16 protein-coding genes, 1 riboswitch and 1 other annotated feature (1 of these 18 running past the window's edge) are annotated in these 16,863 nt (G+C 28.3%); of the genes, 14 read left to right on the top strand and 2 right to left on the bottom strand.

The window, feature by feature from the left end; all coding sequences use genetic code 11:
- Positions 1 to 118: 118 nt before the first annotated feature.
- Positions 119 to 868: an NAD-dependent protein deacylase gene (locus AAT22_RS01905; RefSeq protein WP_047000050.1), complete on the bottom strand. Its 750-nt coding sequence runs from the start codon at positions 866 to 868 to the stop codon at positions 119 to 121.
- A gap of 239 nt (positions 869 to 1,107) precedes the next feature.
- Between AAT22_RS01905 and AAT22_RS01910 the strand changes: the two genes are divergently transcribed.
- The 14 genes from AAT22_RS01910 to AAT22_RS01975 all read left to right on the top strand — a co-directional run bounded on the left by AAT22_RS01910 (position 1,108) and on the right by AAT22_RS01975 (position 14,547).
- The gene (locus AAT22_RS01910) at positions 1,108 to 1,968 is read left to right on the top strand and encodes an AraC family transcriptional regulator (protein ID WP_047000051.1); all 861 of its coding nucleotides are present in this window, start codon (positions 1,108 to 1,110) and stop codon (positions 1,966 to 1,968) included.
- Between the two features lie 196 nt (positions 1,969 to 2,164).
- A complete protein-coding gene (locus tag AAT22_RS01915; protein ID WP_016205798.1) occupies positions 2,165 to 2,359 on the top strand; it encodes a hypothetical protein in 195 nt (64 codons plus the stop codon).
- Positions 2,360 to 2,403: 44 nt separating this feature from the next.
- Positions 2,404 to 2,913 (top strand): DNA topology modulation protein, encoded by a 510-nt coding sequence (locus AAT22_RS01920; protein WP_016205797.1) that lies wholly within the window; start codon positions 2,404 to 2,406, stop codon positions 2,911 to 2,913.
- Between the two features lie 551 nt (positions 2,914 to 3,464).
- Positions 3,465 to 5,150 carry a PTS transporter subunit EIIC gene (locus AAT22_RS01925; RefSeq protein ID WP_047000052.1) on the top strand — a complete coding sequence of 562 codons (1,686 nt, stop codon included), beginning with the start codon at positions 3,465 to 3,467 and terminating at the stop codon, positions 5,148 to 5,150.
- A gap of 246 nt (positions 5,151 to 5,396) precedes the next feature.
- A complete protein-coding gene (locus AAT22_RS01930) occupies positions 5,397 to 6,683 on the top strand; it encodes a neutral/alkaline non-lysosomal ceramidase N-terminal domain-containing protein (RefSeq protein ID WP_047000053.1) in 1,287 nt (428 codons plus the stop codon).
- A 72-nt stretch (positions 6,684 to 6,755) separates the two neighbouring features.
- A complete protein-coding gene (locus AAT22_RS01935) occupies positions 6,756 to 7,472 on the top strand; it encodes an SIS domain-containing protein (protein ID WP_016205794.1) in 717 nt (238 codons plus the stop codon).
- Positions 7,473 to 7,597: 125 nt separating this feature from the next.
- Complete coding sequence (locus AAT22_RS01940) at positions 7,598 to 8,320, top strand: GntR family transcriptional regulator (RefSeq protein ID WP_047000054.1); 723 nt, start codon at positions 7,598 to 7,600, stop codon at positions 8,318 to 8,320.
- Positions 8,321 to 8,573: 253 nt separating this feature from the next.
- Positions 8,574 to 9,632, top strand: a complete 1,059-nt coding sequence (locus AAT22_RS01945) for a homoserine dehydrogenase (RefSeq protein ID WP_016205792.1) — start codon at positions 8,574 to 8,576, stop codon at positions 9,630 to 9,632.
- A 347-nt stretch (positions 9,633 to 9,979) separates the two neighbouring features.
- Positions 9,980 to 10,438 (top strand): helix-turn-helix transcriptional regulator, encoded by a 459-nt coding sequence (locus AAT22_RS01950; protein ID WP_016205791.1) that lies wholly within the window; start codon positions 9,980 to 9,982, stop codon positions 10,436 to 10,438.
- A 38-nt stretch (positions 10,439 to 10,476) separates the two neighbouring features.
- Positions 10,477 to 11,055 (top strand): 5-formyltetrahydrofolate cyclo-ligase, encoded by a 579-nt coding sequence (locus AAT22_RS01955; protein ID WP_047000055.1) that lies wholly within the window; start codon positions 10,477 to 10,479, stop codon positions 11,053 to 11,055.
- A 55-nt stretch (positions 11,056 to 11,110) separates the two neighbouring features.
- A riboswitch (SAM riboswitch) is annotated at positions 11,111 to 11,229 on the top strand.
- 141 nt (positions 11,230 to 11,370) lie between these two features.
- Complete coding sequence (locus tag AAT22_RS01960; RefSeq protein ID WP_047000056.1) at positions 11,371 to 12,648, top strand: O-acetylhomoserine aminocarboxypropyltransferase/cysteine synthase family protein; 1,278 nt, start codon at positions 11,371 to 11,373, stop codon at positions 12,646 to 12,648.
- Positions 12,649 to 12,944: 296 nt separating this feature from the next.
- Entirely contained in the window at positions 12,945 to 13,724 is a 780-nt protein-coding gene (locus AAT22_RS01965; protein WP_016205788.1) for a ZIP family metal transporter, read from the top strand.
- Positions 13,725 to 13,763: 39 nt separating this feature from the next.
- The gene (locus tag AAT22_RS01970) at positions 13,764 to 13,946 is read left to right on the top strand and encodes a hypothetical protein (protein ID WP_016205787.1); all 183 of its coding nucleotides are present in this window, start codon (positions 13,764 to 13,766) and stop codon (positions 13,944 to 13,946) included.
- Between the two features lie 43 nt (positions 13,947 to 13,989).
- The gene (locus tag AAT22_RS01975) at positions 13,990 to 14,547 is read left to right on the top strand and encodes a sugar O-acetyltransferase (protein WP_047000057.1); all 558 of its coding nucleotides are present in this window, start codon (positions 13,990 to 13,992) and stop codon (positions 14,545 to 14,547) included.
- A gap of 105 nt (positions 14,548 to 14,652) precedes the next feature.
- Here AAT22_RS01975 and thrS read toward each other — a convergent pair whose 3' ends face one another.
- A complete protein-coding gene (thrS, locus tag AAT22_RS01980) occupies positions 14,653 to 16,590 on the bottom strand; it encodes a threonine--tRNA ligase (protein ID WP_047000058.1) in 1,938 nt (645 codons plus the stop codon).
- Between the two features lie 114 nt (positions 16,591 to 16,704).
- Positions 16,705 to 16,863: a binding site (T-box leader), on the bottom strand (it continues 54 nt past the right edge of the window).

A 16,863-nucleotide genomic window follows, 5' to 3' on the forward strand; every position in this document is an offset into this window, starting at 1 on the left:
GGACTGCCTTAGCAGCCTCAAATAAAGAATTTAGAATGTAAAATGTAGAATTATTAAAGTAATTTGAAACAAATTACTAAAGATATATTTATTTTAGCAACTCCTTAATTTTACATTTTTAATTATTAATTTTACATTGTGCAACAGCCTCTTCTAAAACTTTTCCAATAGAATCATGAATAACTAAATTAGCCTTATTATCAGCAGAAGTGGTACTCTTATTTATAAGAATAAGATTTTTACCTCTAAAGTAATTTATAAGTCCAGCAGCTGGATAAACTACAAGAGAAGTACCGCCAATTATTAAAGTATCTGCTTTAGATATAGCTTCAACAGCACCTCTAATAGTAGCATCATCTAAACCTTCCTCATAAAGAACAACATCAGGTTTAACTCTTCCACCACATTTTGTACAAGTAGGAACTCCTTTTGATTCTAGGATAAATTTTTCATCATAAAAGGCATTACAGCTGATACAATAATTTCTTAATACAGATCCATGTAATTCAAAAACATTTTTGCTTCCAGCTTCTTGGTGAAGTCCATCTATATTTTGAGTTATAACTGCCTTTAATTTTCCCATTTCTTCAAGTTTAGCTAATGCTATATGAGCTTTGTTAGGCCTAGCTTCAGGATAAATAAGTTTAGCTTTGTAAAAATTGAAGAATTCCTCAGGGTACCTAATGTAAAAGCTATGAGAAACTAATTGTTCAGGAGTAAAAGTTATATTAAGCTTTTCATTAAATAATCCATTGGAACTTCTAAAGTCTGGAATACCTGATTCTGTACTTACGCCTGCTCCTCCAAAGAAGACTATGTTATCACTCTCATTTATTATTTGAGTTAATTTATATATATTATTTTCCATAAAATCATCTCCAACATTATTTTTATTTATTATATCATAGGATAACTATATTTCATTATTTGTATTCTGATATAATTATAGTAGATTAAAAAGTAATTTATAAAATGAATAATTGACATTGAGTATGTTTTACTCCGTAAAACTTAAATTTAGATAAACAATTTGGACAAATTTGAGCAAACTTAGCTAGGATTTATAAATTTTAATACCTTACAATAAATACATGAGGTGAGATAAAGATGGATTGTATCCAAAGTATACAAAAATCAATTGACTATATGGAAAGTAACATTTTAGAAGACATTAATTATGAGGATGTAGCAAGATATGTTTACATGTCAAATTATCATTTTCATAGATTATTTAGCATGATAACAGGTATAACGGCTAACGAATATATAAGAAAAAGACGATTGTCTATGGCTGGACAAGAAATTTCTATGTCGGATGCTAAAGTTTTAGATATTTCATTAAAGTATGGATATGATTCTCCAGAGAGTTTTTCGAAAGCATTTATGAGATTCCATGGAGTAACCCCCAGTATAGCAAGACGTTCTGGAATGGAATTAAAATCTTTTAATCGCCTTATAATAAAAATTTCATTGGAAGGTGGAACAATTATGGATTATAAGATTGTAAAAAAAGAGAGTTTTAAGTTACTAACAAAGGTTAAGGAGTTTAGAGTTGAGTCAATTTCAGAAGAAGATAATAGGGATATACCTAATTTTTGGAATGAATGTGCAGAAAGTGGAGTTCTAAAGCAGTTAAAAAGTAATACAAAAAAACAGGACATTTATGGAGCTTGTAAGCCTATATCTAAAGAAAGTAAATATTTTGATTATGGAATCGCTATGGAATATTGTGGTGGTGATATACCAGAAGGATTTGTGGTATGGGATGTAAAGCCAACATTATGGGGAGTTTTTAAGTGCATAGGAGAAGATGAAAAATGTATTGGTGAAATGTGGAATAGAATATTTAATGAATTTCTACCAGGTTCAGAATATGTTATGTTAGATGATATTGATTTTGAATTATATAAAGAAGAAAATAATACAGATTGCTTTTGTGAGATATGGATACCAGTTGAAAAGAAATAAATAAAGTGGAGCTGTTGTGTAGACAGCTCCATTTTATTTTATATTTAATGGTAGATTAATAGATTTATTATTTATTAATAGCAATGATAAAATAAAGTTCTATATGGATAAAAATGTATAATGATATGGTATAATTATATAACTATATTATAGAGCAAACAAAGTATTAGAATATAAAAGGATGGTGGAGAAATAGATGAAAAATAAAGAAAAGGCATTATTAGGTATAACATGTTTTTTAGGAGGTGTTGTAGCTGGTTTTTTAATTGCACCAATAAAGAAAGGTATATACTGTGGAAATAACTGTGGAAATCATGTTTCGAACACAGAAGATTTAAAGAAAATCGCGGGAAATGATTTAGAGAAATATGTAAATGAGATAAATAATTAGCTTATATAGGAAGAGGACTATGAATGCACAAAGGAGGCTAAGATATGAATAGGGTTATAATTATTGGATGTGGTGGAAGTGGAAAATCTACATTAGCTAGAAATTTATCTAAAAAAACTAGTCTACCAGTGATTCATCTTGATAAAATTTTTTGGAAAGAAGGCTGGGTAAATATTTCAAGAGAAGAGTTTAATGCTTTTCTTAAAGAAGAATTAAAAAAAGATAAATGGATAATAGACGGTAACTATGATAGAACTTTAAAAGAAAGACTTAAAGCCTGTGATACTGTAATATATTTAGACTATTCAAGAATAACCTGCATATGTGGTGTAATAAAAAGAACTTTATTAAATTATGGCAAGGTTAGACCGGATATGTCAGAGGGATGCCCAGAGAGATTTGATATGGAATTTATGAAATGGATATGGAATTTTAATAAAAATCATAGAGATGATTTTTATAATATTCTGAAAGCGGAAAGAGAAAAATCTGTATATATTTTTAATAACAGAAAAGATTGCAATAAGTTTTTGAATAGTATAAATGTAGATTAAAAGAAGGGGTAAATTTAATATTAAATTACTCCTTTATCTAATCTGTAAAGATTTATTTATCATAAGCTTAAGCAATATATTAAAAAGAATAATAAGGATGTTAATAATAAAATTATAGATAAATCTATTCTAAGTGAACTGTTGTTATTTTCCAAAATATCACCTCATTGAAATTATATCCAGTTCATAGAGTTATAATCAAAATTTATAAAAGTAATTGAAAAGTATATTCTAAATATAAATTTTATATTGTATTATTAATTGAATAAAAAAATAAAAAAAATCTCAAAAAAACATTTACATTTAAAAAAACATATGATATTATAAGTACATAAATAAATAAGTAGTGTGTTACTGGTTATGCAGGCAAGGACTAAAAATATTATAGATATATCTATATCTATAAGGTTTTGGTCCTTTTTTTATTTTTTAATATTATTTATAAAAAGCTTCATAACTTTAATCTTAAATGGAAATAATAAATCCATAGTAGCATGAACTACTGTAGTAATCTATTTTTATTAATATAAATTTTTAAGGAGGAATTATAAATGCTACAATTTTTACAAAGAATAGGTAAAGCTATCATGCTTCCAATAGCAGCTTTACCAATAGCAGGTATTTTATTAGGAGTTGGTGGTGCTTTACTAGGAATAGCAGGACTTGACAATCCACCAGCAGTTTATCAACCACTTATATCTTTTGTTACTATTCCAGCTGTAACTGCAATATTAACAATAATGAAAAACATTGGAGATATAATATTTGGTAACTTACCTTTATTATTTGCAGTAGGTGTTGCTGTTGGACTAGCTAAAAAGGATAAAGGAACAGCTGCATTAGCTTCAGTATTTGGTTTCATAGTTATGAACCAAGTTATTTCTACAATGTTAACTTTAGGATTAACTCAATTAGGTGTTGTTACTCCTACAGAGGTTGGTGCATATGGTACTTATGTAACTACTAACTTAGGTATATTTACATTAAATATGTCAGTATTTGGTGGTATTATAACAGGTATAGTTACAGCAATATTACACAATAAATATCATACAATACAATTACCACAAGTTATTGGATTCTTCTCAGGATCAAGATTTGTTCCTATAGTAACATCATTAGCAATGGCATTAGTTGGAGCAGTTTTAGCATTCTTATGGCCAATAGTTCAAAATGGTATAGGAGTACTTTCTGAATTAGTTAGAAATGCAGGAGCAATTGGAACATTCTTCTATGGAGTTATTGAAAGAGCGTTAATTCCATTTGGATTACACCATGTATTCTATACACCATTCTGGTTTGGATCATTTGTTGAAGGAAAGATATTAGTAGATGGAACATGGCAAACAGTTGCAGGAGCTAACACAGCTTACTTTACTCAATTATCAAGTATGGGTAGCTTAGTTGGAGCTTCATCAGCAGATATGGCAACGATAGTTTCAGGTACAACAAGATTTATGGCTGGTAAATTCCCATTCATGATATTTGGTCTTCCAGCAGCTGCTTTAGCAATGTATAGAACAGCAGCTCCAAGTAAGAAAAAAGTTGTTGGATCATTATTAGTATCAGCAGCAGTAACAGCAATGTTAACAGGTATTACTGAACCAATCGAATTTACATTCTTATTCGTTGCTCCAGTATTATACGGAGTACACTGTTTATTAGCAGGTTTATCATTCATGTTAATGGATATACTAAATGTATTCATAGGTATGACATTCTCAGGTGGTATAATAGACTTCACATTATTTGGTTTATTACCAGCGGGAGCAGGAGTACCAACTAACTGGATAATGGCTGTAATTGTTGGTCTAGTATATGCAGTAGTTTATTACTTCTTATTCTTATTCATCATTAAGAAGTTCAACTTAAAAACTCCAGGTAGAGATGAAAATGAAGAAGAAACTAAACTTTATACTAAAGCAGATTATCAAGAAAAAGCTGGAATTCCTCAAGCTGATATAAAAGAAGCTTCAAAGGGTAAAAGCAATGAAATAGTTGAAAAGGCTCCAGCAGTTTTAGAAGCATTAGGTGGAGAAGCAAATATAGTTAGTGTTGATGCTTGTATAACTAGATTAAGAGTTGAAGTAAAAGATAAAGCAAATGTAAATAAAGACAAATTAAAATCATTAGGTGCAGCTGGCGTTGTTGAAGTTGGTAATGGAATTCAAGCTATTTTCGGAGCTAAAGCAGATGCATATAAAAATGAAATTAAGAACATCCTAGATATGGATTAATATAAATTGAATTTCCCTATAAATAAAGAATCATTAGCTTAGCTAATGACTTCTAGACTGCTGATAAGTATCAGCAGTCTTTTTTTGTATAAAATTTTTTATTTCTTATTGACTTACATTTTAAAGGATAATATAATTTGTGTATACAAATAGTATATACAAATTATTAATTTATATAAAAAGATTTATAAGTAAAATAATTATATAAAGAATTTAAGGTTTATTATAATGTAAGGGAGATTTTATATGGGGACAAAAGTCGGGTTTTCTCAAGTAAATATAACACCAGAAATTGGAGTGTTACTTTCAGGGTATGATAATTTTAGGCCTTCAAAAGGTATCCATGATGATTTATTTGCAAGAATATTAATAATTGACAATAATGAAGAATTATTATGCTTTATACAAATGGATACACTTTGTGTAGATAATTATTTTATTCAAGAATTACATGATAAAATTAAACACTTAGGAATAAAAAGAGGAAATTTAATTGTGGGAGCTACACACACTCACTCTGGACCTAAGGGAGTTTCTGATAATATAAATGGAATACTTAATGGATTAGAAGAAATATTTGGAGAATACAATAAAAATTTAGTTGAAGATTCTATTAATAAATTAATAGAAGGAGTAAGGGGAGCACTAGATAATAGAGAAAATTGTGAAATACAAATAGGAATTTCAAATGTTTATAATGTATGTAGTGAAAGGCATAATATTAAATTTCCTTGGGATACAGAATTATTTACAATTGAATTTTTACTTAATAATGGTAAAAAAGTATTAATGTATAATTTTTCATGTCATCCAACAATAATGAACCAGCAAAATTTATATATTACAGCGGATCTTCCTTCTGGTGTATTAAAGCATTTAGGGAATTCATACGATATGATTACTTTTACTAATGGAAGTGCTGGTGATATAAGTACTAGATTTACAAGAAAAGAATCATCATTTGATGAAGTAGATAGGCTTGGAAAAAATTTATCAGATGCAATTAAAAGTAGTTTAAGCAATCCTATATATAAAGGGCCTATAAATAATATACAAGTTAAAAATTATAATTTAGATTTAGAAATTAAAGATTTAGATAGTGTTGAAGAAGCTCAAAAAATATTATATGAGTTAGAAAAGAAATTAGAAGAAGTTAAGAAAAAAGAAATCTCTTATAATGATTTAAGAGTAATAGAATCTCAATATGAAGGGGCTTGCACAAATTTAAAATTTGCTAAAAATATAGGTAAAATGGATAAGCTAAATGTAGAAATAAATATAATAAAAATAAATAATTGGAATTTAATAACAGTACCTGGGGAACTTTTTTCAAGCTTAGGCAAGAAGATAAAGGAAGTTGGTAATAATATAATTTTAGGATATACCAATGGATATTATTTATATTTTGCTGATGAAAAATCTTTTGATAATAAATGCTATGAAGCTTCCTCAAGTATTATAAAAAGAGGACAAGGGGAAAAGATGATTTCTTTTATATTAGAAAAGCTAAAACAAGATTTTGATAATAAATAAAATATAAAGATTTTAAAAAGAAAATAGTGTAAAAAAATTTTACGCTAACTAAATTATGTAGGGGGTATATAAATGATAATAAACAAGTATTTAGATTTTGTAATTTCAAAACTAAAAGAAGTACAACAAACTCAAAGTCAAAATATAGAGAAGGCAGCAGACTTAATAGTAGAATCTTGTAAAAAGGGTGGAAGATTTTATGTATTTGGCTCAGGGCACTCTCATATGGTAGCTGAAGAATTATATATTCGTGCTGGAGGATTAGCATATGTACAAGGGATATTACCTCCAGAATTAATGTTACATGAAATGCCTAATAAAAGCACATATTTAGAACGATTAGATGGATATTCAAAAAGCATTCTAGATTTATATAAAGTAAATAAAAATGATACTATAATGGTTGTTTCTAATTCAGGAAGAAATAATGTACCTGTTGAAATGTGTTTATATTCAAAGGAAATAGGAGCAAGTGTTATTGCATTAACATCTCTTAAACATTCTACTAAAGTTGAATCAAGACATAAGTCAGGAAAAAATATGTATCAAATAGCAGATGTAGTAATAGATAATTGCGCTGAAAAAGGTGACGCTGCATTTTATGTAGAAGGATTTGATGTACCTATAGGAGCAACTTCAGATGCAACAGGTATAGCAATAGCTCAAGCTATAATAGCAGCTGTTATTGATAAATTAGTAAAGGCAGGAATAGAACCACCAGTATTTAAAAGTTCCAATTTAGATGGAGCAGATGAGTATAATAATGAATTATTCAATAGATATTATTAATATTTAAGATAAGTATTATATAGATTATATTATATTTGAACTAATGTTTAATAATATGCTATATTAATATAAAACATAGGCAAAAGATATAGAATTATATTAATTTAAAAGCAGGTGACTAGATAATGAAAGAATCAGGAAAGCCTATTTATAAAGAAATTATTGATTATATAAAGAATGAAATAAAAGATGGAAGGTATGAAAAAGGAGAAATTATTCCTACAGAAGAGGAATTCTGTACTCTTTTTAATACAAGTCGTATGACAGTAAGAAGGGCTATTGATGATTTAGTTAGTAAGGGGATGTTAACTCGTATAAGGGGTAAAGGAACTTTTGTGGCTAAGTTCAATATTGAAAAAACAATGAACTCTGTTTCTAAGGGATGGAGCGAAACAATGGAAGCTTTAGGTTTTAAAACTTCCTCAAAAATTTTAATGTTTGATAAAGTTAAAGCTGATAATTATATTGCAGATAATTTAAAAATACCTGTAAATAGTGAAGTTTACGTTTTGGAAAGATTAAGGTATGCAGATAATAATCCAGTAGTAATAGAAAAAATATTTATATCATCTGATAGGTTTCCTGATCTCGATCAATATGTTCTTGAGAATGAATCAGTTTATAATGTATTGAGAAAAAAATATAATATTAAGATAAATCATTCTTATCAAAAATTAAAAGCAGTAGAATTATTAGGAGAAAAAGCTAAATTCTTTTCAGATACAGGAAAAGCAATTGTCATTGAGATAATTACCACAAATTATGATCAATATTCTAAACCTATAGAATTTGGTATAGATTATGTAAATAGTGAGGTTTATTCTTTAAGATATGTAATTAAGGAATAAAGATATTATTTCAAATTACGGATGAATTTAATTTTTAAATTTAAGAATTTTTACAAAATAGAAAAAGGCTATACTTCTGACTAAGCTAAATTACATTAAATAAGTGTGATTTATTAGTTAGAAGGATAGCCTTATTATATTAAGGATTTTTATATTAACCATAAAATTAAATATATAATTATTCAAGATTAATAAAAAGAAAATTGATACTACTAGAAACTTAGTTATAATTATATTAAAGGGAGGTCTGAATATGGATATAGGAATATTAGGCTATGGCGGAGTAGCTAAAGCTTTAATAAAATTATTACAAGATAAAAAAGATACATTAAAATCTATGAATTTAGATATAAAAATAAAATATATAATAAAAAGTGATGGTGGAATTTACAATAATAATGGAATAGATATTGAAGAAATTATAAAAAATAATTTTAATTTAAAAACATATAAAGATAAGTTTGATGAAAATATAAATATAAATACTATTATAAAAAATAAAGATATAGATACTTTAGTAGAACTAACAAACACTAATATAGAGACAGGCGAACCAGGATTAACTCATATAAAATTAGCACTAGAAAATTCTATTAATGTAGTAACAGGAAATAAAGGACCAATACTATTACAATATAAAAATCTAAAAAATTTGGCGAATAGAAATAAAGTTAACCTTGGTATAGGATGTACAACGGGAGGTGCACTTCCATCCATAAATGTTGGTACTTTTGATTTAGCTGGAGCAGAGATACTAGCAATTGAAGGGATATTAAATGGAACAAGCAATTATATTTTAAGTGAAATGTATGAAAATGAAATTGAATATGGTGAAGCTTTAAATAAGGCAATAGGCTTTGGAATTGCAGAAGCAAACTATAATTTAGATGTACAAGGTTATGATACCGCATCAAAAATATTAATATTAGCAAATGCTATTATGAATTCTGATTTAAGTATTAAAGATATTGATATAAAGGGAATAGATTTATTAGATAAGAATTTAATAATGAATGAAAAAAAGAGAGGTAATAAAATTAAGTTAATAGGAAAAGTATATAAAGAAGGTAGTCAAATAAAAGCATATGTAAGACCAGAAGTAATATGTAAAAGTCATCCTTTATACTGTGTAGATGATAAAAATAAAGGTGTATTTTATAGTACCGATACATTAGGGGATATTAGTGTAATAGGTGGTGCATCAGGAACAATGAATGCAGCAGCATCTATATTGAGAGACATTATAAATATAAATTGCGAAGCATTTTTCAGTTCACAGCGCACAGTTCACAGTTCACAGTTTTTGGAATAAAGTAACAGGGAACAGGTTATGATATAAATTGCAAAGCAATTTATAAATGAAAGAATGAAAAAATTAAGGTTATTTTGCTACACAAAACTAACTACTGTCCCTAAGCTTACCTTGAAGTAGATGTTTCTTAATTTTTAATTATAGTTTACATCTAGTACTTGTTACCTGATACTTGTTCCCTGTTACCTAAAAAAATAAAACAACTGTGCACTGTGCCTTGTGAACTGCAAACTAAAAATTTTGCTTCGCAAAATTTTACAATGGCAACTTTAGGTTGACAAAAAGCAAATAGTAATTGGTAGTATAATACACTTGTATAGGGTATTTTTTTTATAGAGGTGATAAAAATGAAGTTTTCAGAAAAGTTACAGTCCTTGAGAAAGGGAAAAGGATTATCGCAAGAAAAGTTAGCGGAATTATTAGATGTATCTAGACAAGCGGTTTCTAAGTGGGAGTCTGGTCAAACCTATCCTGAAATAGAAAAGTTAATAGTATTATGTGATTTGTTTGAAATAACATTAGATGAGCTAGTAAGAGATAGAGATAGTATGGTTAATGATACAGTTATTAAAGAAATTAATCTAGAAGATAAAAGCAGTAATGAATATGAAGAAAAAGACGAAAATAAAGAAACTGGTGAAAATAAAGAATTAGATGAAAATGAAGAAAAGGATGAATTGATAATATTAGGAGGGTTTATCGCTGGAACAGCAATTGGATTACTTACAAATAATTTAATGTTAGGAACAGTCGTAGCCTTTTTAGGATTAGGATTATCATATATTATAAAAGGAATTAAAATTTAGATGGCATAAGTTGCAATAGATATTTTTAGGAGAATAATATGAAAAAAGAAGAGAAAAAGATTTTAAGAAATAAAATATTATCAATAAGAGATTCACTAAATAGGAATGAAAAAGAAATAATGGATAATGAAATATTTAATAAGTTAAAAAATACGGAGTTATATAAGAATGCTAGAAACATATTTATTTATATTAGTTTTAGTAATGAAATAAATACAATAAATATAATAAAAAAAGCTTTAGAAGATAAAAAGGATGTTTTTATTCCTAAAATATATAAAACTAATAAATCAATGAAAGCAATAAAGTTAAACTCCTTTGATGATTTAAGGAAAAATTCAATGGGAATATTAGAGCCAATAGATGATTCTAAATATATTGAAAAAGAAAATATAGATTTAATAGTAGTACCAGGAGTTGTTTTTGATAAAGATTGCAATAGAATAGGCTATGGGGGAGGATATTACGATAGATATTTAAAGGATATAGCTTATAAAAATAATAAAGTTGTCTTAGCTTATGATCTTCAAGTAATTGATAAAATAGAAAATGAAAAACACGATATTAAAGTAGATTATATAATAACTAATACAAAAATTATAAAAAATTATAAATAATAGTTGAAAATTAGAAAAATATAGTGTATTATAAATTATAATTAAATAGATAAAGACTTTATTAAGAATGGTGGAGGGACTGGCCCTATGAAACCTAGCAACCTACGAAATATAAAAATATTTATAGATTAGTGTGGTGCTAAATCCTGCAAGCTACTGCTTGGCAAATAAGGTATTTCATTAAATTTGTTAATGAATAGTTTAGTATTTTTAGGTTGCTTCTTATTTTTATGAAGTAACTTTTTTTATTTTATTAAAAAATAATATCTAAAAGTATAAGCAATAAGCAATTATATTAAAAAGGGGGCTTTTAATATGACAAATCAATGGAAAAAAGGGACAATATGCATTCAAGGAGGGTATGCACCAAAGGCTGGAGAGCCAAGGGTATTACCGATATTTCAAACAGCGACATATAAATATGATGATCCTGATCAATTAGAAAAGTTATTTAATTTGGGGGCTGAAGGACATCTATATAGCAGAATATCAAATCCAACAGTGGGAGCATTGGAAGAAAAGTTTGCTAAACTGCAAGGTGGTATTGGGGCAGTAGCTACCTCATCAGGACAAGCAGCTTTATTATATGCAATATTAAATATATGCAGCGCTGGAGATCATGTTATATCATCAGCGAGTTTATATGGGGGAACTGTCAACTTATTTACAGTAAATCTTAAAAAAATGGGAATAGATGTTACTTTTGTAGATCCAGAAGCAAGCCAAGAAGAAATACTTTCATGTGCAAAGGATAATACTAAAGTAATATATGGAGAAACAATAGGAAATCCAGGATTAGATATATTAGATTTTGATAAATTTGCAGATGTTTCAAAAAGGTTAGAAATTCCATTTATAGTAGATAACACAGTGGGAACGCCATACTTATGTAATCCATTTGAACATGGAGCTAATGTAGTAGTGCATTCCACAACAAAATATGCAGATGGTCATGCTCAAAGTATTGGTGGAATAGTAGTTGATGGTGGAAATTTTAACTGGGCAAATGGAAAATTTAAAGATTTCACAGAACCAGATGCAAGTTATCATGGGTTAAGGTATGTAGAAAGCTTTGGAAATGCAGCATATATAACAAAATTAAGAGTTACATTAGGACGAGATTTAGGGGCGTGCCAAAGTCCCTTTAATGCTTATTTAACTAACTTAGGGCTAGAAACTCTTCATTTAAGAATGGAAAGACATTCACAAAATGCTTTAGATTTAGCAAAATGGTTAGAAAAACATCCTAAAATAAGATGGGTTAATTATCCATATATTGAAACGAGCTCTCAATATGATAAAGCAAAAAAATATTTAAAAGGTGGAGGAAGTGGATTATTAACTTTTGGAATAAATGGCGGTATAGAGGATGCAAAAAGGTTTGCAAAATCATTAAATTTAGTAGCATTAGTAGTAACATTAGGTGATGTAAGAAGCTGCCTTTTACATCCAGCAACAACTACTCATAGTCAATTATCTGAAAAAGAACAGATAGCAAGTGGAGTAACTCCTGATTTGATGAGAGTATCAATTGGAGTAGAAGATATAAGAGATATAATCTCAGACTTTGAACAAGCATTAGAATCAATATAGAGAATTTTATAAAGCTACTATTCTATATACATTATGTAGAATAGTAGCTTTTTTTTCAAATTTAATATTATTGAGAGTATTCAAATAGGCAGATAAGCTTATTTACAGCAATAAGTATATATTTTAAGACTTTGATGAATATAAATAGGGTAGAAATCCATGAATACTTGATAAACATGAGTAAAAGTTGTAACATATTAATAAGTAAAAATTAAGTCGATATATATGATGAATAAAATTTAATTCATTATTATAAAAATAGAGAACATTCTATTTGTAAAGGAGGAGTAGTAGCAATGAATATTTTAATCGGAATCTTAATACCTTTTGTAGGTACGTCTTTAGGTGCTGCTTGTGTATATTTAATGAAGAAAGAAATGAATAAAAAAGTTAATAAAATACTTCTTGGATTTGCATCAGGAGTTATGATAGCAGCATCAGTATGGTCATTAATTATTCCTTCAATAGATATCTCTAAAGACATGGGAAAATTATCATTTATTCCAGCTGCTGTTGGAATACTTGTCGGTATTATGTTTTTATATTCTTTAGATAAAATCATTCCACATATACATGTTGATGGTAAGAATGAAGAGGGATCAAAAAACTATAAATTAAGTAAAACTACAAAACTGGTATTATCAGTAGTAATTCATAATATTCCAGAAGGAATGGCTATAGGAATTGTTTTTGCAGCAGTTATGAATGAAGGTGGAGCAATAACTATTGCATCGGCTCTCGCTCTTTCTATAGGAATAGCAATTCAAAACTTCCCAGAGGGGGCAATAATATCAATGCCTATTAGAAGTGAAGGATTAAGCAAAAATAAAGCTTTTCTTTATGGAGCTTTATCTGGAATAGTAGAACCTATAGCAGCAGTAATAACTATAATATTTTCTAGTGTTGTTTCACCAATTATGCCATATCTTCTTTCTTTTGCGGCAGGAGCCATGATTTTTGTTGTAGTTGAAGAATTAATACCAGAAGCTGCAGAAGATAATTTTTCAGATATTAGTGCAATAGCTTTTTCTATAGGATTTGTAATTATGATGATTTTAGATGTAGCACTATCATAATTAAATAAATTAATTTACATTAGCATAAGGAGTGTTTTTATGTTTAATAAAGAAGAATTTCAAATTCTTAATGAAGCATTAAAGTTATATGAAGAAAAGACTACAAAGCAATTAGAATCTAGTGTTAATAATAAGGAAAAAATGGTTTCTTATAATAGAAAGCAAAAGAAAATATGGTTACTTCAAAATAAGATGAAAAAGCTTATTGAAGAAAATAAATAGAAGTCTTTTCATAAATATAATTTAATGTTAAAAGGAGATTAATATGACCGAGAAAGAAAAGATGTTAAAAGGTGATTGGTATGTGTCTTTAGGGGATGAGTTGTTTAATGATAGACAGCATGCAAATGAAGTTATGTTTGAATATAATTCATTACACCCAAAAGAAATAGAAAAAAGAATGAATTTGCTTAGGGGATTATTTGGACATACGCCTGAAGAGTTCTATATAGAACAACCATTTAGATGTGCTTATGGATATAATATACATTGGGGCGAAAAATCCTTTGCAAATTATAATTGCACAATATTAGATTGTGGAAAAGTTACTATAGGAAAAAATGTTATGATTGGGCCTAATGTAAACATATTTACAGCTAATCATGCACTTTCAGTTGAAGAGAGAATGAAAGATTTAGAGTATGCAGATCCGGTAGAGATATGTGATGGGGTTTGGATAGGTGGTGGGACTACTATTAATCCAGGGGTAAGAATAGGAAAAAACTCGGTTATTGGGTCAGGAAGTGTTGTAACTAAGAGCATTCCAGGTAATGTATTAGCTGCGGGTAACCCTTGTAGAGTAATAAGAACTTTAGATAAATAGCCAAAGAATAGTTTTGCAAGATGATGATAGTTTCTGAGAGTTATAATTTAATAGAAGTAATGAAAAAAGAAGGCATTTGAAATTAATCAAATACCTTCTTTTTTATTACTTTTCTTTATTAGCTATTTCTAATATTAATCTATTTTTTAATTCGGAAACTTGAAGAGCACCTTCTTCTCCATTTTTTCTACTTCTTACTGAAGCCTCATTATTCGCAGCTTCTTTTTCACCAACAACTAATATATAAGGTATTCTTTCAAGTCTAGCTTCTCTAATCTTATAACCAATTTTTTCAGCTCTATAATCCCCATTTATTCTTATGCCTGCGTTTTTGAAATCTTTAACTATTGATTCAGCATAATCATTATATTTATCTGATATAGGAAGTACTATAGCTTGAGTTGGACATAACCAAGTTGGTAATGCTCCAGCATATTTTTCTATAAGCATAGCTAAAGTTCTTTCGTAACATCCAATTGAAGATCTATGAACTATATAAGGATATTTTTTATCACCATTTTTGTCTATATAAGTCATTCCAAATCTACTAGCAAGAGCAAAATCAATTTGAACTGTTATTATTGTATCTTCTTTACCATGAACATTCTTAAATTGTATATCAAGCTTTGGTCCGTAGAATGCAGCTTCATCATCAGCTTCAACATAATCAATACCAAGATGATTTAGTATATCTCTCATTATATTTTGAGTGTTATTCCAAGCTTCAGGATCATTTATATATTTTTCAGTATTATTAGGATCCCATTTTGAGAATCTATAAGATATATCTTTATCTATTCCAAGAGTAGTCATAATATGATTTATTAAATCAACACAGCCTTTAAATTCTTCTTCAAGTTGTTCAGGTGTACATACAATGTGCCCATCAGCAAGGGTAAATTGTCTTACTCTTATAAGTCCATGCATTTCACCAGAAGATTCATTTCTAAATAGAGTTGAAGTTTCAGCAAATCTTACTGGTAAGTCTCTATAACTGTGTTGAGTTGCATTATATATTGAATATTGGAAAGGACAAGTCATAGGTCTTAGTGCCATAACTTCAGTATCCTTTTCTTCATCTCCTAACACAAACATTCCATCTTTATAGTGATCCCAGTGACCAGAAACTTTATATAAATCACTTTTAGCCATTAAAGGAGTTTTAGTTAATACATAACCTCTTTTTTCTTCTTCATCTTCAACCCATCTTTGAAGAAGTTGTATTATTTTAGCTCCCTTTGGCATTAATAAAGGTAATCCTTGACCGACATTTTCATCAGTAGTAAATATACCTAATTCTCTTCCTAACTTATTATGATCTCTTCTTTTAGCTTCTTCTAAGGCTTCTAAGTGAGCATCTAAATCAGATTTTTTTAGGAATGCAGTTCCATATATTCTTGAAAGCATTTTATTCTTTTCATTACCCTTCCAGTAAGCACCAGCGCTTCTAAGAAGTTTAACTGCTTTAACAGGTTTTAAAGATATTAGGTGTGGTCCAGCACATAAATCAATAAAGTCACCCATTTTATAGAAAGATATAACTTCATTTTCATCTAAATCATTTATTAGCTCAACTTTATAGGATTCATTAGCTTCTTCCATAAGTTTTAAAGCTTCAGATCTTGGTAGTTCAAATCTTTCAATTGAAGGATTTTCTTTTATTATTTTTCTCATTTCATCTTCTATCTTTATTAAATCATCAGCACTAAATGACTTTTCTACATCAAAGTCATAGTAGAAGCCATCATTTATTGCCGGTCCTATAGCTAACTTTGTATTTGGATATAATCTTTTAACAGCGTATGCTAAAACATGAGATACACTATGTCTTAATGCATCTTTCCCTTCTTGTGAGTCAAATGTACAAATAGCAAGTTCACTATCCTCATTTACTGTATGACGTAAGTCAACCACCTTTCCATTAACTATTCCACAGCAAGCATTTCTAGCTAAACCTTCGCTAATTGATTTAGCTATGTCTAAAACAGAAATACCAGCTTCAACTTCTTTTATTGATCCATCTTTTAAAGTAATTTTAATCATTTTATTTTCTCCTTCCATGTTAAATAAATAAAATATCGCAATTGCGATTTATGGTTCATTAGCCTTAAAATAATATTTTTATAAATAAAAAAGCCCTCATCCCTTCAAAATAATAGAAGGGACGAGAGCATTAAATTCTTAATTTCCCGCGGTTCCACCCTAATTTGCCTAAAGTTAGGCCACTTAAGATATCGTAACGTGATATAAACGGACTTTATTAAAGTCACTCAGAGGCGGTTTTCAACTAGATTCAAATAAGATAATTTCACCAAA

It is taken from the genome of Clostridium sp. C8 (genome assembly GCF_001010885.1).
In the GTDB taxonomy this organism is placed as follows: domain Bacteria; phylum Bacillota; class Clostridia; order Clostridiales; family Clostridiaceae; genus Clostridium; species Clostridium sartagoforme.

What these genes read in the sequence shown, in the direction of transcription:
- thrS (WP_047000058.1), bottom strand. Translation starts at nt 16,590, where the DNA reads ATGATTAAAATTACTTTAAAAGATGGATCAATAAAAGAAGTTGAAGCT.
- AAT22_RS01935 (WP_016205794.1), top strand. Translation starts at nt 6,756, where the DNA reads ATGATAATAAACAAGTATTTAGATTTTGTAATTTCAAAACTAAAAGAA.
- AAT22_RS01910 (WP_047000051.1), top strand. Translation starts at nt 1,108, where the DNA reads ATGGATTGTATCCAAAGTATACAAAAATCAATTGACTATATGGAAAGT.
- AAT22_RS01920 (WP_016205797.1), top strand. Translation starts at nt 2,404, where the DNA reads ATGAATAGGGTTATAATTATTGGATGTGGTGGAAGTGGAAAATCTACA.
- AAT22_RS01960 (WP_047000056.1), top strand. Translation starts at nt 11,371, where the DNA reads ATGACAAATCAATGGAAAAAAGGGACAATATGCATTCAAGGAGGGTAT.
- AAT22_RS01955 (WP_047000055.1), top strand. Translation starts at nt 10,477, where the DNA reads ATGAAAAAAGAAGAGAAAAAGATTTTAAGAAATAAAATATTATCAATA.
- AAT22_RS01975 (WP_047000057.1), top strand. Translation starts at nt 13,990, where the DNA reads ATGACCGAGAAAGAAAAGATGTTAAAAGGTGATTGGTATGTGTCTTTA.
- AAT22_RS01925 (WP_047000052.1), top strand. Translation starts at nt 3,465, where the DNA reads ATGCTACAATTTTTACAAAGAATAGGTAAAGCTATCATGCTTCCAATA.
- AAT22_RS01915 (WP_016205798.1), top strand. Translation starts at nt 2,165, where the DNA reads ATGAAAAATAAAGAAAAGGCATTATTAGGTATAACATGTTTTTTAGGA.
- AAT22_RS01945 (WP_016205792.1), top strand. Translation starts at nt 8,574, where the DNA reads ATGGATATAGGAATATTAGGCTATGGCGGAGTAGCTAAAGCTTTAATA.
- AAT22_RS01930 (WP_047000053.1), top strand. Translation starts at nt 5,397, where the DNA reads ATGGGGACAAAAGTCGGGTTTTCTCAAGTAAATATAACACCAGAAATT.
- AAT22_RS01905 (WP_047000050.1), bottom strand. Translation starts at nt 868, where the DNA reads ATGGAAAATAATATATATAAATTAACTCAAATAATAAATGAGAGTGAT.
- AAT22_RS01950 (WP_016205791.1), top strand. Translation starts at nt 9,980, where the DNA reads ATGAAGTTTTCAGAAAAGTTACAGTCCTTGAGAAAGGGAAAAGGATTA.
- AAT22_RS01940 (WP_047000054.1), top strand. Translation starts at nt 7,598, where the DNA reads ATGAAAGAATCAGGAAAGCCTATTTATAAAGAAATTATTGATTATATA.
- AAT22_RS01970 (WP_016205787.1), top strand. Translation starts at nt 13,764, where the DNA reads ATGTTTAATAAAGAAGAATTTCAAATTCTTAATGAAGCATTAAAGTTA.
- AAT22_RS01965 (WP_016205788.1), top strand. Translation starts at nt 12,945, where the DNA reads ATGAATATTTTAATCGGAATCTTAATACCTTTTGTAGGTACGTCTTTA.